This window comes from Candidatus Woesearchaeota archaeon (assembly GCA_030651135.1).
In the GTDB taxonomy this organism is placed as follows: domain Archaea; phylum Nanobdellota; class Nanobdellia; order Woesearchaeales; family JACPBO01; genus JACPBO01.
In genome coordinates, this window is sequence record JAUSCS010000006.1 from 581,839 (window position 1) to 594,503 (window position 12,665).

Sequence of the window (12,665 nt, forward strand, 5' to 3'; positions counted from 1 at the left end):
TTCCAAATTCAAGTTTCCAATCCCAATCCCCTAACAACCATCTCAGGCTCAAAAACTTTCAGATCATCATACTTCTGCCCAACTCCAATGAACAAGATCGGCTTCTTTGTAATGTAGCTTGTTGAGATCGCAGCCCCTCCTTTCTCATCAACATCAGCCTTTGTCAGTATTATTCCGTCAATGCCGATTGACTCGTTGAACTGCTTGGCCTGCTCAACAGCGTCATTTCCTGTTAAGGAATCGCCAACAAATATCTTGAGGTCAGGCTTTGTAACCCTCACAATCTTTTTCATTTCATCCATTAAATTTTCATTGCTGTGCTGCCTTCCGGCAGTATCTATCAGCACAACATCTTTCTTGTTTGCTCTTGCATGCTGTATTGCATCAAACGCAACAGCAGCTGCATCTGCCCCATAACCGTGCTTTATCATCCTGACATCAAGCGCTTCGCAGTGCTTCTCCAATTGCTCGATTGCTGCAACCCTGAATGTGTCCGATGCTGCAACAATACAGCTTAAGCCATTCTTTTTAAAAAAATTAATCACTTTTGCCAGATTAGTTGTCTTGCCGGCTCCATTCACTCCAAAAAATATCATCACATATGGCTTTTCTTTTTTCTCCTTTATTTTTTTGATCAAATCAATATTTTCGACCTTGAACAAGTCTTCAATGCTGTTTTTAAGGGTTCTTTTGATTACGTCCTCAATCTTAAATCTGTCAATCTTCTTTTCAACAACCTCTTTTTTCATATCGTTCTTTATTTTTTCTATAACTTCAACAGCAACATTATTCTCCAGTAAAACAACCTCAAGATCCCAGAACAGCTCATCAAATCTTTCCTCGGAAATAGCTTTCTTAGTTATTGCCTCGGATATTTTCTTGAAAAATCCTTTTTTCTCAGGCTCTTCTTCAATTTCTTTTTCTTCAGCTTTTGCCTCTTCTTTTATTTCTTCGTGCTCTTTCTCTTCTTCAGTTGGCTCTATTTTTTTAATTTCTTTTTCAGCAGGCTTTTCTTTTATCTCCTCTTTTTCTTCTGGCTTGGTTTCAGGCTCTTCTTTAGTTTCTTTCTTTTTAGCAAATGTTTCTTTTATTTTCTGAAAAAACGATTTTGGCTTTTCCAAATCTGTCATATCTTCGTCTTCAGCCGCTTTCTCTTTTACTTTTAATTCCTCTTTTATTTCCTTTTTTTCAGCCTGTTTTTCTTCTTTTTCAATGCGCTTTTCTTCGGTTTTTATTTCTTCTTCAGCAGGCTTTTCTTTTATCTCCTCTTTTTCTTCAATCTCTTCTTCAGCCTTTTTGCTGAATATAGAAACAGCCTTCTGCAGCTTTTCCTTTAGAAATTTAAACATTAAGCTCACTCTTTGGATTCTTTTACAAGATCTTGCAGCTCATCATCCAGCTGCTGCACCCTTTCGCCAGCCATCTGCAGATTAGCCAGCATTTCCTGCTGAACAGCATTCATCTGCCCTAATTGGTCGCTTAATAATGTTTTAACGTCATCTATTGGCTTTTTAATAACAACTCCTGCACCAACATTGACAAGTACATCCTCGCTGTCCAATAACTTTGCTTTTGCAAAAACACCGCCTGTAATGGGAACAAACAGATCATTCTCTTTCCCTATCTTTTTAAAATCATCAAGATTGCCAATAGTATTGTTTAGTTCAATGCCCTGCTGCATTATCATCTGCAGCTGCTCCTGCAGCTTTTTAAACTGCTCATTCATCAGCTGGAACTCCATATATTTCTCTTTCAGCTCCTTCTGTTTTTCATTCTTCTCCAATTAAACCACCAAGAAGCAGGAAGATATGTTTATTTATAAGTTTATTGATTATTAAGAATCAAATCATCCCAAGCTCTTTATCCGCCTGTCTTTGCGTCCTCAACAGCTCAACTTCAATCTCCCCGAAATGCTCGTACTGCCAAAGGTCTATTTTCCTCTGGTGAGTCAGATGAAGCAGCGGAATAAATGTATATACTTTGTCTTCCTTGCTTTGCGAAGGCACAAGATTCGAGAATGTCAGCTTTGATCTTTTATGAAATACAAAGAAATCCTTGATCTTCCTGTAAACATCCCTTACAACAAGAGTCATATCAACGCCCTTTTTAGGGATTTCAAAATCAGTTACAGGCATTCTGCTCAGAACCCTTCTTCTTTTGACTTCCAATGCCTGTTCTAATGCGCCCACAAGGTCATAAATCGAAACCTTTCTTTTCCTTGGCTGCGGAGTCCTTGGAATCAGCTTTGCCTTTTCAGCATCCGGCTCCCCTCTTGTTTCCTCCAGCACATCAAGGAATGCCTCATCATCGCCCTGCTCGCTTACTGAAATCAGCCGGTCTAATACATCTAAATCTTCTCCAACTAAGCGGTTTGACTTTATTTTAAGAAGTATGGCGGCAGCAAGCAGCACTTTCCCGGAAATCCTGAAATCCATTTGCTTTAGCTGTTTGACCAGCCCTATGTATTTCTGGGTCAGAAGCGAAATATCAATGTCCCAGGGGTCCATCTGCTCTGTCCTGACAAGATCATAAAGAATCGTCTGCCATGTCAACTCATCTTCTTCGACGATCATCTTGAAGATACTCTCGTTGTTTGGCATTTTCACCTTTTTTAATTTTAATTTTATTCAAAGTTTATAAGGTTTTTGATATGTCGGAAATATCATCAGTCTTTTACTGATATATTTCCGAGCATGCTCAAAAACCACTTCAATGTAAGGTATGGCTTAAAGGCGTACTGCACAATATGCCACCCGTCTGTAAGAGGTGGTTTTTGATAAAGTTTAAATATCATTCAAGAAATCTCCATATTATGGGCTCATAGTTCAGTGGCTAGAACGTCGCCCTTACAAGGCGAAGGTCGCCGGTTCGAGTCCGGTTGGGCCCATTTGCGCCAGTGATCTAGTGGCTATGATAGGGCCTTGCCAAGGCTCTCACCCGAGTTCGACTCTCGGCTGGCGCATTTTTTAAAGCACAAATTTTATAAACAGATTGGCAATAATCATTCTCAAGAGTCCGTAGCTCAGTCTGGTTAGAGCGCCGTGTTTAAGAAATATCTTAAACGCGTAAGTCTTATATGAGATTTTTGGACGCAATGCGAAAATCCAAAAATTCTCTAAGCCAGCCGGCGGTCTGGGGTTCAAATATCCCGGAGGGAACCAAATTCCTCGGGATTTGAAAGTCCCTGCGGACTCATATGCCCCCATGGTGTAGTCCGGCCAATCATTCGGCCTTTTCGAGGCTGAGACACGGGTTCGAATCCCGTTGGGGGCACCATTTTCAACATGAAACCAAAAAACGCAGCAGTTGTTTACCATTTTAAAGACAAATCTTTCAAATCAATCTGCAATGTTCTGAAGAAAAACAACATAAAATTCAGCATTTTCTCAAGAGAAAACTTGAATGAAAACAGTTTTAAAAATAAGGATATGGTTATTGCACTAGGCGGCGACGGAACGTTTTTAAGGGCATCGCATTTCATTGTAAATTCCACCATAATGGGCGTTAACGCAGATCCCAAAAATAAAGAAGGATTTTTCATGTGCTGCAGCATTAAGGGCTTTGAAAATAAATTCAGAAGTATTTTACAGAATAAATTTAAAAAAATAAAACTGAACAGGCTTGAACTTAAAATAAACAATGAAAAAATAAGCACTCCGGCGTTAAACGAAGTTTACATCGGTTCTGCCAAAGCATACCATACATCAAATTACGAGCTTTCAGTTGACGGTAAAAAAGAGATTCAAAAAAGCTCAGGCATTTTGGTTGCAGCAGCTGCAGGAAGCACAGCATGGATCAAAAGCTCAGGCGGCAAAAAACTAATCTTAAATTCTAAAAAGATGCAATATCTTATTAGAGAGCCTTACAGCGGCAGAATTTATAAATTTAGCCTTAAAAAAGGATTTGCCAGCAAAATAAAAATAAAGGCATTAAAACGCGATCTTGTTGTTGTTATTGATTCTTTGACAGAAGAGCATTCATTGAAAAAAGGAAGTTCTGCAGAAATTTCAGCATCCAACAGACCTTTAACAATAATAAAATAAGTGGGAAGACGCACCAGAGAATTGACATAAAAATTGACCATCAGTTACCTTGAACTTTTCTTAACTCCGCTACCCTTTGAGCACCGATATCAAAGCTTAAGGCTGCCTAATGTAAGCTTTTGGCTTATTTCATTCCTGATCTGACCTCTTTCACTAAGACACCAATCCCGAAGGACAGAGTCTCATTGTCCAGCTCAAGACCAATAGCCAAAATATATGCCGTTCCTCTGATTTCAGCTCCGTCTAAAGCGTGTTTACGGTAACAGGAGAGCGCTAACCTCCCAGCCTAGTCTTCCCAAGCATAAGAATGAAAAATCAGTTATAAATCTTTTTGTTTTTCCCTCTAAAATGCGTAATATTTATAAACAAAGGCATTTTATTAGATTCAAGAAATAACAGGGGGTTACATGGGACGAATTAAAACGCAGTTAATCAAGAGAACTTCGAAGAAGCTTGTTGTTGATCATAAGCAGGATTTCAAGAAAGATTTCAATGAAAATAAGCAGTTAGTGGCTAAATACATAGATGTAACCGGCAAAAAAATGAAGAACATCATAGCAGGCTATGTTACAAGAATGATGAAAGCAGGGGAGCGCAGGAGAAGAAGCGTCAGGATAGAGGAAGAGAATTATGGCGGGGGCGATAAAAATGACAGAAGACAGCAACAACATATTTATAGGAAGTAAGCCGTTTATGAATTATGTGACCGGCGTGGTGATGCAGTTTACAACCAAGGACGCGCGGCAGGTCGCTATAAAGGCAAGGGGAAAATTTATATCAAGAGCAGTGGATGTGGCGCAGGTCGCGGCAAAAAGGTTTTTGGTAGGTCAGGTTGATCTAAGTGACATAAAGATTGACAGCGAAGAGTTCACAAACAAGGAAGGAAGGCAAGTAAGGGTTTCAACAATAGAGATCGTTCTGGCAAAGAAGTAATTCTTTTCAATTAATTTTATATACTGATTGCATTTTAATCAGGATAAGGGCCTATAGTCTAAGTTCATTAGATTTTTGTCTTCACCAACTATTTTAAATCGCCTCAAGTAATTCTCAACTATCAAATTATGATTTTCTCCACTGGACACATTGGACAAGTGCGGTAGAGAGGTATTTAAATACAAATCATTTACGTAGTTTCAACTAAGAAGAATTGGTGATTTAAAATGAATTCAACAAAAATTAATTCAAATAATATTAACATTGACTTACAGTTAGCAGAAATATGCGGAATCCATGCAGGTGATGGTTATTTGAGAAATGATGGAAGAAGAAAGGAATGGGATATAAGTGGTAACGTCGAAGAAAAAGACTACTATGACAAACATTTAATTCCCCTGTTTAATAAGACATTTAAGTTAAACATCGAAGGAAGGTTCTTTAGAAGCAGAAACACTTATGGATTTGTGATAAGAGACCCAAAGATCATAGAATTTGCACATAATGTCTTAGGATTTCCTTACGGAAATAAATCGTTAAAAATAAAAGCTCCCGAGTTTATTTTTAAAAATTCTTCTTTAATGGTTCATTTTTTGCGAGGTTACTTTGATACAGATGGGCATTTCAGTTGTGTTAAAAGATACGGCAATTGCTGCGAATTCAAAAATAAGGTTAATTGTTACCCTAGATTAATATTTACCACAGTTGCACATCATCTTTCAGATAATTTAAGAGATTTACTCAAAGCATTTGGATTAAGATTTTTCTTTCATAATTATCGTTCTTTAATAAAAACAGAAAGTTTAAAATACATCTATGAACTTAATGGTATTGAGAGAGTTAAAAAATTCATGAATTTGGTTAAGCCACAAAATATAATTAAAAAATCCAGGTATTTAATTTGGGTAAAATTTGGATTTTGCCCTACGAATATAACATACCAACAAAGACTAAATATTTTAGAAGGAAAAATATCACCTTATATTTTTTATAAGGGCCTATAAGCTAATGGACAGACTATCTGGCTTCGGTAAAAAAACTTGGCGATACCAGAATATCGGGGTTCGAATCCCTGTAGGCCCGCTAATTATTTTGTGTTCTATTGAGTTTTTTCAGAGAATATGTATTCGGGGATATGGCCATCATAAAATAGATTTGACAATGTTGCCAAAAATGAGGCTCTTTATTCTTCGCATAAATGAAAGATGCAGTAGTTTTCTTGTTTTTTCATATTCGTTTATATGTGTAATCGCTGTACCGCACTTAACACAGCTTAAGACATTCTGAGGTATGGTTTTACCATTGTGCACAATCAATTCTACGTGTTGCTCTAATTTTCCACCGCACTTATAGCATTTCATAATATATTAATAATATATTAATAATATAGCATAATATATAAATATTACTGATTTCTACTGATTTGTTCATTGGGGCTGTAGTATAGCTTGGTAGAATCCGAGGTTCGGGACCTTGTGGCCTGAGTTCAAATCTCAGCAGCCCCATCTTCAGAATAATAAGGTGAATAATCCGAACAGAATAAACAGGATATAGCTCGCTGTTCTTATGGTATTTCTCGGTAGCTTTTCTGCCAGCTTTCTCCCGACAAAAACATTCAGGCCTATGGTTATGGCCAATCCCACAATAACACCCAGGATTATTGGAATCGGCTGGAGATATTTCGCAGCCAGCAAGCCAGATGCAATCTGAGTCTTGTCTCCTATCTCAACAACCAAAATTGTCAGGAATGTTGCGATTAAAGGCATGCTGTGCCTGACTTTATTTTCTTTTTCCTTCCTGCTTTTTATGATGTACCTTTTTAACAGGCCCCACAGCCCGAATAAGATAAACAATGACCCGACTATTTCATCCAGTATTGACATGTTTGAAGAAAAAACAAACCCAAAATAATATCCTATAATTATCGCTATGCCGTCCATTACAGCGTGCCCTGCCAGAGCCCCTAAAAACACCTTGAATGGCGCCTTGTATTTCAGCGATAAGCCCAGAATGATCAATTGCGTCTTGTCAGCTATCTCTCCCAATACTGAAAACACCACTGCGCTGATAAAGGCTTCGAGCATTTCTAAGAATGAACAGCGCTATTATTAAAATGTTTTGTTTACTGCAGATTTAAAGATGTTTAATGCAGTTTATCGCATGCACTTTATGCTTTGAATTCTCCTTGATCTCGATAATATTCACGCACGCATTGGATTGCCCAAGTTTAAACGCCTCTTCAATGGATTTATTCAGGATAATCCCCAGCAGCATCATGATAAAAGCAGCATGCGATGAGATAAGGATTGTTTCTTTTGTATGCATTTTAAACAGCATATTGAGGAATCTTTGCGCCCTCTCTTTTAATTCTGCAAGACTTTCCCCGCCCTTTGGCTTGAATTCTGTTACTAACAATCCCCTTTTTCCCCGGGTTTTGCGAAGCTCGTCTTTTGGCTTTCCTTCAAAAATACCTAAATGCTGCTCCCTTAATTCAGAAGTATAATGAATCGGAACTTTATGAAATTTTGCTATTTCTTCAGTTGTATCTTTTGCTCTTTGCAAATCACTTGAATAAATAGCATCAATTTCTTCATCTTTCAGCCTAAATGCCAATTTTCTTGCCTGCTCAATTCCTGTTTTTGTTAATTTCCCATGCTTATGGCCCTGCAACAATCCTTTAACATTGTCTTCAGTTTCACCATGCCTGATTATTATCAATTTCATGACAGCATTGCACAGCATCTGATTTAAATAATTATTGATTAAAAATAAAGAAAATTGTCGCCCGTAGCACTAACCCCTTTATTCATTGCTTGGCGTTCGCCGTAAGCTCCAAAAGGTACTCTCGTGACGGGCTGTTTATGCAAGAACGTCCTTTATTCAACGCTACAGTGAGCTCGTAAAGGTGTTTGATTGCACGATAAGGAGAATATCTCTGTTATTTAAAAGCCTATCGGAATAAAAATCAGTCTTCAGGCCAATTTGAAGAATATACATCAACTTCAACATCTTCTTTCGGCAGGATCTTCAGGGATTTATAAGAGCAGCCAAGCGTTTCATTCAGTTTCTTATGCTCGCCATCGCAGAAAGGCAGATGTTTGCTCTTGCCGCAGGTGCATAAGCTGCATTTCGTTCCTTTCTTCAGCATAATCTTCTTTGCATTATCCGGGAGCTTATCTTCGTCTGCCATAAAGTTAAGAGCAGATAGAGATATATAAAGTTAACTCCAAAAAAATTATCCGCAATAAAAAACCAAAGATTTATATACGAGTGTTACTACCCATTAGTCAATCTTTTTAAGATAAAAATGAAAAATCTCCAAGTCGTTAAAATCGGCGCAAGCTCAATAATAAAGAACGGAAAAGCTGATCAGTATATTTTAAAGAGCATTGCTTACGATGTAAATAAATTGATGGAAGAAGGCACACGTTCAATATTAGTTGTTTCCGGAGCGATTAAGCTCGGAATGCATATTATGGGTGATAAAAAACAGCCAGAAAAAGAGGATCTGGTTGGATTGCAAATGCGGTCTGGTGTAGGCCAAAAAGAGCTCATGATAGAATACGGCAAGGCATTTGAAGGGTATGCGACAACATCTCAGCTTTTGCTAACCTTCGATGACTTGAATAATCCAAAGAAAGAAAAAAATATTGAGAATCTGATAAAAAGCTATATTAAACATGGGATTGTGCCGTTAATCAATTACAATGACGGGTCTGATTTTGATGGTGTGGCTTATGATAATGATGTTCTGGCCGGAAAAATTGCAAAATATGCTCATGCATCGAGGCTGATAATGCTGACTAATTCTAACGGAAAAGGAACAAGGGGCAACAGGGAAACAAAAGAAGATGCTGTAAAATCAGCAGAAGCAGAAGGGATTGAAGTTATAGTTGGTGAATGCGCTAAAGGCCTTTACGATATGGTAACTGGCAAGGAAAGGCCAAATTACAGAACATGCCGAAACGTTTAAATATAATATAGCAGAAAAGACATTAAATGGAAGAATCAAAAAAAGAGATTGGCATCACTGTAACGAAAGACAAGGATTTTTCAGAGTGGTATCAGCAGGTTATTCTGAAGTCTGATCTTGCAGACTACAGCGCAGTAGGCGGCTGCATTGTTTTCAGGCCCTATTCTTATGCAATATGGGAAAAGGTTGTCAAGGCAGTTGATGACCGCTTGAAAGCAATGGGTGTCAAAAACGCTTACTTCCCATTACTCATTCCCGAAAGGCTGTTGAAAAAAGAAGCAGAGCATCTCAAAGGATTCTCCCCCGAAGTTGCATGGGTTGATTATGCAGGCGACACAAAATTAGAGGAAAGGCTCGCAGTAAGGCCGACATCAGAAACAATAATGTACGATTCCTATGCAAAGTGGATACGCTCGTGGAGAGATCTGCCATTAAAGATAAACCAATGGAACTCAGTTGTAAGATGGGAGTTCAAGCATGCTGTTCCATTTTTAAGAACAAGGGAATTTCTATGGAATGAAGGCCATACAGTTTTCGCAGATAAAAAAGAAGCTGAAAAGGAATGCATTGACATCCTGAACATGTACAGGGAGATCTTGGAAGAATATTTTGCGTTATACAATCTGCCTGGAAAGAAAACAGACAGGGAAAAATTTGCAGGCGCTGAATACACATTCTCTTTGGAGATCTACATGCCTAACGGCAGGGCAATACAGGGCCCGGATTCGCATCATGACGGGGAAAACTTTGCAAAGGCATTCAATATAAAATTCCTTGACAAGGACGGAAAAGAAAAATTTGCAATCCAGAATACATGGGCTATAACAACAAGGATGCTCGGAGTTTTATTTGCAGTGCATGGCGACGATAAAGGATTGGTCCTTCCGCCAAAACTGGCTCCAATACAGATTGTCATTGTTCCGATCTTCTTCAAGGAATCTGAAAAAGAAAAGATAATGAAAAAAGCAGAAGAACTAAAATCAAAGCTTAAGGATTATTCAGTTGAGCTTGATGCAAGGGAAGAATTCACCCCGGGCTACAAGTTCAATGAATGGGAGCTGAAAGGCATTCCGATAAGGATCGAAATAGGCCCGAAAGACATTGAAAAGGATCAAGCTGTTTTAGTAAGAAGGGACAGCGGCAAAAAAGAAGCAGTAAGAATAGCTGATTTGGCTAAAAAAATAAAAGAAACATTAGATGATATTCAGGATTCATTATTCCAGAAATCAAAAAAACTGACAGAAGACAATATTGTAAAAACAGGCAATTGGAATGAATTAACAAAAGCAATTGAAAACAAAAAATTGGTATTGGCGCCGTCCTGCGGCACTCCGGAATGCGAAGACCTGATCAAAGACAAAACAGGCGGCGCAAAGGCATTGAACATTCCGTTTGACCAGCCAAAGAGCATAGGCAAGTGCGTCCACTGCGGCAAGGAAGGAAAGTACTTGGTTTATTTAGGGAAGAGCTATTAAACAGAAAATAATTTAAATCAGTCTCGACTTTCTTGTAATATGACAGCAACCTTTAAGATCGGCAGCAAGGAATTCAGCGCAGACAACAGAGCATTGCCTCAGCCTCATGATGTAATGTTCAGCTTGTTTGAGCCTTCAAATGATCACAGCATGTTTGCAGGCGAAAACAGGGATTTCCTCATAAAAGGCGCATTCTTCATTTTTTTCATCTTTATTTTAAGGTTCATCTTCACCGAATCTGTTCCGCAGCCGCTCGATATTTTATTTTTGATAATAGGCATAGTAATTGCAGTTGTTTTTTTAGTGCAGTATTTTGATTTAATAGAAAAATTATCGAAGAAATTCGGCGCCTTTAGGGCAACAATGCTCGGCATATTGCTTTTAACTGTAATGATATTTGTGGTGGTTTGAATGATATTAAGGGTATTGGGGATTTTGGACCTGATTTCAGCAGCGATCATACTTCTTGCAGCCACTATGCCGCACAAGATGGTGTGGGCAGTTGGCGTCTATCTTATTGCAAAAGGCGGTCTATTCGCATTCTCAGGCGACTTCATAAGCTTTGTTGACGTCGGAATAGGCTTCTACGTCTTAGCTCTCTCATATGGCTTTGCAGTGACAATAGTCACAGTCCTGATTCTGGTCTACATGGCCCAGAAGAGCGTTATGAGCCTGGTTTAGCTATAGAAGATATTTATAAAAATGCTCAATTATTTTCTGTTTAACAAACTGATACTCTGGCGCTTGATTAAAGCAATCATCCATTTTAGTGGCTTTGTTTAACCCATGATCTGCACCATCAGCAATAAAAAGTTCTTTTATTCCGCTGCCTAACTCATCATACATCTTCTTTATTTGATCGGGCAGCTTCCCTCCCTTAATTCCAAGAAGCCTGTCTTCTCCGCCGTATACTAAAAGAGCCGGTTGTTTGATTTGCCCAGCCGCATCATCTAATCGTGGAGCATTAGTTACCCATTGCATGAGCTTTTTTATGCTTTCTATCTTTAAAGCGCCAAATTGCGCATATGGCTGATGGCCTTTTTCTGTTAAAAATTGGGCATGCGATTTGTTTTGGTAATTTACATTGCATCTGGATTCGATCTCATCAAAGACAATTGTTCCAAATCTGATAAATGATTGAGGAACGTAGCTTAAGAATTCTCGTGTATGTGGAGGAACAATATCCTGAAGCCCGGCTGGAGTTGAAGTCATGCAAATGCAGTCTAAGATCTTTTCATCCTGCGCAGCAGTTAAGCCCACAGCCATGCCCCCAATCGAGTTTCCATGAGCTCCTAGATAAGCTAATCCATGCCTTTTTCTTATGATGTCTTGGATAGCATATACACTTTTCTGCATCTGCCTTAAATCCCAATTGCCAGAAGACTCTCCTTGGGAGTTTATGTCAAAAGTCCAGGTTTTAAAATCTTTATTCAACTTTTTTGCAATTTCTTCTAAAGATGATCTGTGCTCTGTAAACCCCGGAAATAAAATCACTCCGTTTTTTGCTGAAGGATTATCGTAATAAGTGCCTACTATTTTTATTCCATCTTCCATATTGATCTCTACTCTTTCAACACTCTCACCCATATATTCCTTCATACCCAAGATGTCTAAGACCATACGATGTGTTATAAAGAGGTAGTTTTTAAACTTTACTATTAATCTATCACTTTCAAGTGGTTAAAAATAGAAAGGTTTATAAACCCCGGATTTTTATTAATTTAAATGAAAGAATTCGGCATAGAAAAAGGCTTGGAAAGAATCTTAGATCTTGCTAAAACCAAAGAGCAAAAGCCGGTATTGATCGCTGTTTGCGGATATGCAGACAGCGGTAAAACTTTCTTATGCACAAGAGCAAGGGAAAAGTTTACTGATGAAAAGATCAGCATGAGCTCATCTTATGATGGAAAAAGCAACTACCGATGTGCTTCTCATTATGATTACTTTTTTATCCACGTTCCGCTCGATAAAATAGAAATAAGCGAAGTTTCAAAACACACTCAAAAACATTTAGGTAAGCCAGTTGACATTTCAGTGCACATTTACAATCCAGATGACCTGCGTTTTGAAAAACCAGACTTAGAGCATTTAAAAAAGTATGATGTTGTAATTAAAAACACCGGTGCATTATATAAAGACATAGATGCAGCTATAGGCGTCATAGCAGCCCAATTAGCTTCATCAGCAGTTCAAGCCAGGGTCGAAAAATACCTTTCAAAAAGAATGAGAATATGAACCCCA

General features: G+C 38.3%; 17 protein-coding genes, 6 tRNA genes and 1 other RNA gene. 15 read left to right on the top strand and 9 right to left on the bottom strand.

Annotated elements, in window-relative coordinates:
• Positions 1 to 8: 8 nt before the first annotated feature.
• The 4 genes from ftsY to Q7J54_03435 form a co-directional block, all read right to left on the bottom strand.
• Complete coding sequence (gene ftsY, locus Q7J54_03420) at positions 9 to 1,349, bottom strand: signal recognition particle-docking protein FtsY (protein MDO8740599.1); 1,341 nt, start codon at positions 1,347 to 1,349, stop codon at positions 9 to 11.
• Between the two features lie 5 nt (positions 1,350 to 1,354).
• On the bottom strand, positions 1,355 to 1,783 hold the full coding sequence (gene pfdA, locus Q7J54_03425) for a prefoldin subunit alpha (protein ID MDO8740600.1): 429 nt from the start codon (positions 1,781 to 1,783) through the stop codon (positions 1,355 to 1,357).
• A 58-nt stretch (positions 1,784 to 1,841) separates the two neighbouring features.
• The gene (locus tag Q7J54_03430; protein ID MDO8740601.1) at positions 1,842 to 2,600 is read right to left on the bottom strand and encodes a ScpA family protein; all 759 of its coding nucleotides are present in this window, start codon (positions 2,598 to 2,600) and stop codon (positions 1,842 to 1,844) included.
• A gap of 65 nt (positions 2,601 to 2,665) precedes the next feature.
• Positions 2,666 to 2,794 (bottom strand): hypothetical protein, encoded by a 129-nt coding sequence (locus Q7J54_03435; GenBank protein MDO8740602.1) that lies wholly within the window; start codon positions 2,792 to 2,794, stop codon positions 2,666 to 2,668.
• A 20-nt stretch (positions 2,795 to 2,814) separates the two neighbouring features.
• Between Q7J54_03435 and Q7J54_03440 the strand changes: the two genes are divergently transcribed.
• From Q7J54_03440 to Q7J54_03460, 5 genes are all read left to right on the top strand, one after another.
• Positions 2,815 to 2,887: transfer RNA gene (locus Q7J54_03440), tRNA-Val, on the top strand.
• 3 nt (positions 2,888 to 2,890) lie between these two features.
• Positions 2,891 to 2,962 (top strand) — tRNA-Gly (locus tag Q7J54_03445).
• A gap of 49 nt (positions 2,963 to 3,011) precedes the next feature.
• Positions 3,012 to 3,195: transfer RNA gene (locus tag Q7J54_03450), tRNA-Ile, on the top strand.
• A gap of 3 nt (positions 3,196 to 3,198) precedes the next feature.
• Positions 3,199 to 3,276: transfer RNA gene (locus tag Q7J54_03455), tRNA-Glu, on the top strand.
• Between the two features lie 8 nt (positions 3,277 to 3,284).
• On the top strand, positions 3,285 to 4,043 hold the full coding sequence (locus tag Q7J54_03460) for a hypothetical protein (protein MDO8740603.1): 759 nt from the start codon (positions 3,285 to 3,287) through the stop codon (positions 4,041 to 4,043).
• A 2-nt stretch (positions 4,044 to 4,045) separates the two neighbouring features.
• On the opposite strand, the gene ffs is transcribed toward Q7J54_03460, so the two are convergent.
• Positions 4,046 to 4,340: signal recognition particle sRNA (gene ffs / locus Q7J54_03465), an RNA gene on the bottom strand.
• A 110-nt stretch (positions 4,341 to 4,450) separates the two neighbouring features.
• On the opposite strand from ffs, the gene Q7J54_03470 reads away from it, so the two are divergent.
• The 5 genes from Q7J54_03470 to Q7J54_03490 all read left to right on the top strand — a co-directional run bounded on the left by Q7J54_03470 (position 4,451) and on the right by Q7J54_03490 (position 6,481).
• Entirely contained in the window at positions 4,451 to 4,729 is a 279-nt protein-coding gene (locus Q7J54_03470) for a 30S ribosomal protein S17e (protein ID MDO8740604.1), read from the top strand.
• Positions 4,692 to 4,976, top strand: a complete 285-nt coding sequence (gene albA, locus Q7J54_03475; protein MDO8740605.1) for a DNA-binding protein Alba — start codon at positions 4,692 to 4,694, stop codon at positions 4,974 to 4,976. The genes Q7J54_03470 and albA overlap by 38 nt, the downstream gene beginning before the upstream one ends.
• A 227-nt stretch (positions 4,977 to 5,203) precedes the next feature.
• The gene (locus Q7J54_03480) at positions 5,204 to 5,980 is read left to right on the top strand and encodes an LAGLIDADG family homing endonuclease (GenBank protein ID MDO8740606.1); all 777 of its coding nucleotides are present in this window, start codon (positions 5,204 to 5,206) and stop codon (positions 5,978 to 5,980) included.
• Positions 5,971 to 6,059, top strand: a tRNA-Arg gene (locus Q7J54_03485). The genes Q7J54_03480 and Q7J54_03485 overlap by 10 nt, the downstream gene beginning before the upstream one ends.
• Before the next feature lie 349 nt (positions 6,060 to 6,408).
• Positions 6,409 to 6,481: transfer RNA gene (locus Q7J54_03490), tRNA-Pro, on the top strand.
• 3 nt (positions 6,482 to 6,484) lie between these two features.
• On the opposite strand, the gene Q7J54_03495 is transcribed toward Q7J54_03490, so the two are convergent.
• The 3 genes from Q7J54_03495 to Q7J54_03505 form a co-directional block, all read right to left on the bottom strand.
• The gene (locus Q7J54_03495; protein MDO8740607.1) at positions 6,485 to 7,060 is read right to left on the bottom strand and encodes a TMEM165/GDT1 family protein; all 576 of its coding nucleotides are present in this window, start codon (positions 7,058 to 7,060) and stop codon (positions 6,485 to 6,487) included.
• Positions 7,061 to 7,109: 49 nt separating this feature from the next.
• On the bottom strand, positions 7,110 to 7,700 hold the full coding sequence (locus Q7J54_03500) for a histidine phosphatase family protein (GenBank protein MDO8740608.1): 591 nt from the start codon (positions 7,698 to 7,700) through the stop codon (positions 7,110 to 7,112).
• Positions 7,701 to 7,941: 241 nt separating this feature from the next.
• Positions 7,942 to 8,166, bottom strand: coding sequence for a CDGSH iron-sulfur domain-containing protein (locus Q7J54_03505; protein MDO8740609.1), 225 nt, complete (start codon positions 8,164 to 8,166; stop codon positions 7,942 to 7,944).
• A 117-nt stretch (positions 8,167 to 8,283) separates the two neighbouring features.
• Here Q7J54_03505 and Q7J54_03510 point away from each other — a divergent pair, with 117 nt between their 5' ends.
• From Q7J54_03510 to Q7J54_03525, 4 genes are read left to right on the top strand one after another with little or no spacing between them, the layout of a single operon-like run.
• On the top strand, positions 8,284 to 8,949 hold the full coding sequence (locus tag Q7J54_03510) for a hypothetical protein (protein ID MDO8740610.1): 666 nt from the start codon (positions 8,284 to 8,286) through the stop codon (positions 8,947 to 8,949).
• A gap of 26 nt (positions 8,950 to 8,975) precedes the next feature.
• Positions 8,976 to 10,424, top strand: coding sequence for a proline--tRNA ligase (gene proS, locus Q7J54_03515; protein MDO8740611.1), 1,449 nt, complete (start codon positions 8,976 to 8,978; stop codon positions 10,422 to 10,424).
• A gap of 39 nt (positions 10,425 to 10,463) precedes the next feature.
• Positions 10,464 to 10,835 carry a hypothetical protein gene (locus tag Q7J54_03520; GenBank protein ID MDO8740612.1) on the top strand — a complete coding sequence of 124 codons (372 nt, stop codon included), beginning with the start codon at positions 10,464 to 10,466 and terminating at the stop codon, positions 10,833 to 10,835.
• A complete protein-coding gene (locus Q7J54_03525) occupies positions 10,836 to 11,105 on the top strand; it encodes a hypothetical protein (protein ID MDO8740613.1) in 270 nt (89 codons plus the stop codon).
• Here Q7J54_03525 and Q7J54_03530 read toward each other — a convergent pair whose 3' ends face one another.
• Positions 11,106 to 12,044 carry an alpha/beta fold hydrolase gene (locus Q7J54_03530; protein MDO8740614.1) on the bottom strand — a complete coding sequence of 313 codons (939 nt, stop codon included), beginning with the start codon at positions 12,042 to 12,044 and terminating at the stop codon, positions 11,106 to 11,108.
• A 105-nt stretch (positions 12,045 to 12,149) separates the two neighbouring features.
• Between Q7J54_03530 and Q7J54_03535 the strand changes: the two genes are divergently transcribed.
• Positions 12,150 to 12,659 carry a hypothetical protein gene (locus Q7J54_03535; protein MDO8740615.1) on the top strand — a complete coding sequence of 170 codons (510 nt, stop codon included), beginning with the start codon at positions 12,150 to 12,152 and terminating at the stop codon, positions 12,657 to 12,659.
• Positions 12,660 to 12,665: the final 6 nt, after the last annotated feature.

What these genes read in the sequence shown, in the direction of transcription:
- Q7J54_03480 (MDO8740606.1), top strand. Translation starts at nt 5,204, where the DNA reads ATGAATTCAACAAAAATTAATTCAAATAATATTAACATTGACTTACAG.
- Q7J54_03500 (MDO8740608.1), bottom strand. Translation starts at nt 7,700, where the DNA reads ATGAAATTGATAATAATCAGGCATGGTGAAACTGAAGACAATGTTAAA.
- Q7J54_03460 (MDO8740603.1), top strand. Translation starts at nt 3,285, where the DNA reads ATGAAACCAAAAAACGCAGCAGTTGTTTACCATTTTAAAGACAAATCT.
- proS (MDO8740611.1), top strand. Translation starts at nt 8,976, where the DNA reads ATGGAAGAATCAAAAAAAGAGATTGGCATCACTGTAACGAAAGACAAG.
- Q7J54_03495 (MDO8740607.1), bottom strand. Translation starts at nt 7,060, where the DNA reads ATGCTCGAAGCCTTTATCAGCGCAGTGGTGTTTTCAGTATTGGGAGAG.
- Q7J54_03435 (MDO8740602.1), bottom strand. Translation starts at nt 2,794, where the DNA reads ATGATATTTAAACTTTATCAAAAACCACCTCTTACAGACGGGTGGCAT.
- Q7J54_03430 (MDO8740601.1), bottom strand. Translation starts at nt 2,600, where the DNA reads ATGCCAAACAACGAGAGTATCTTCAAGATGATCGTCGAAGAAGATGAG.
- Q7J54_03525 (MDO8740613.1), top strand. Translation starts at nt 10,836, where the DNA reads ATGATATTAAGGGTATTGGGGATTTTGGACCTGATTTCAGCAGCGATC.
- Q7J54_03510 (MDO8740610.1), top strand. Translation starts at nt 8,284, where the DNA reads ATGAAAAATCTCCAAGTCGTTAAAATCGGCGCAAGCTCAATAATAAAG.
- ftsY (MDO8740599.1), bottom strand. Translation starts at nt 1,349, where the DNA reads ATGTTTAAATTTCTAAAGGAAAAGCTGCAGAAGGCTGTTTCTATATTC.
- Q7J54_03535 (MDO8740615.1), top strand. Translation starts at nt 12,150, where the DNA reads ATGAAAGAATTCGGCATAGAAAAAGGCTTGGAAAGAATCTTAGATCTT.
- Q7J54_03470 (MDO8740604.1), top strand. Translation starts at nt 4,451, where the DNA reads ATGGGACGAATTAAAACGCAGTTAATCAAGAGAACTTCGAAGAAGCTT.
- Q7J54_03520 (MDO8740612.1), top strand. Translation starts at nt 10,464, where the DNA reads ATGACAGCAACCTTTAAGATCGGCAGCAAGGAATTCAGCGCAGACAAC.
- Q7J54_03530 (MDO8740614.1), bottom strand. Translation starts at nt 12,044, where the DNA reads ATGGTCTTAGACATCTTGGGTATGAAGGAATATATGGGTGAGAGTGTT.
- Q7J54_03505 (MDO8740609.1), bottom strand. Translation starts at nt 8,166, where the DNA reads ATGGCAGACGAAGATAAGCTCCCGGATAATGCAAAGAAGATTATGCTG.
- albA (MDO8740605.1), top strand. Translation starts at nt 4,692, where the DNA reads ATGACAGAAGACAGCAACAACATATTTATAGGAAGTAAGCCGTTTATG.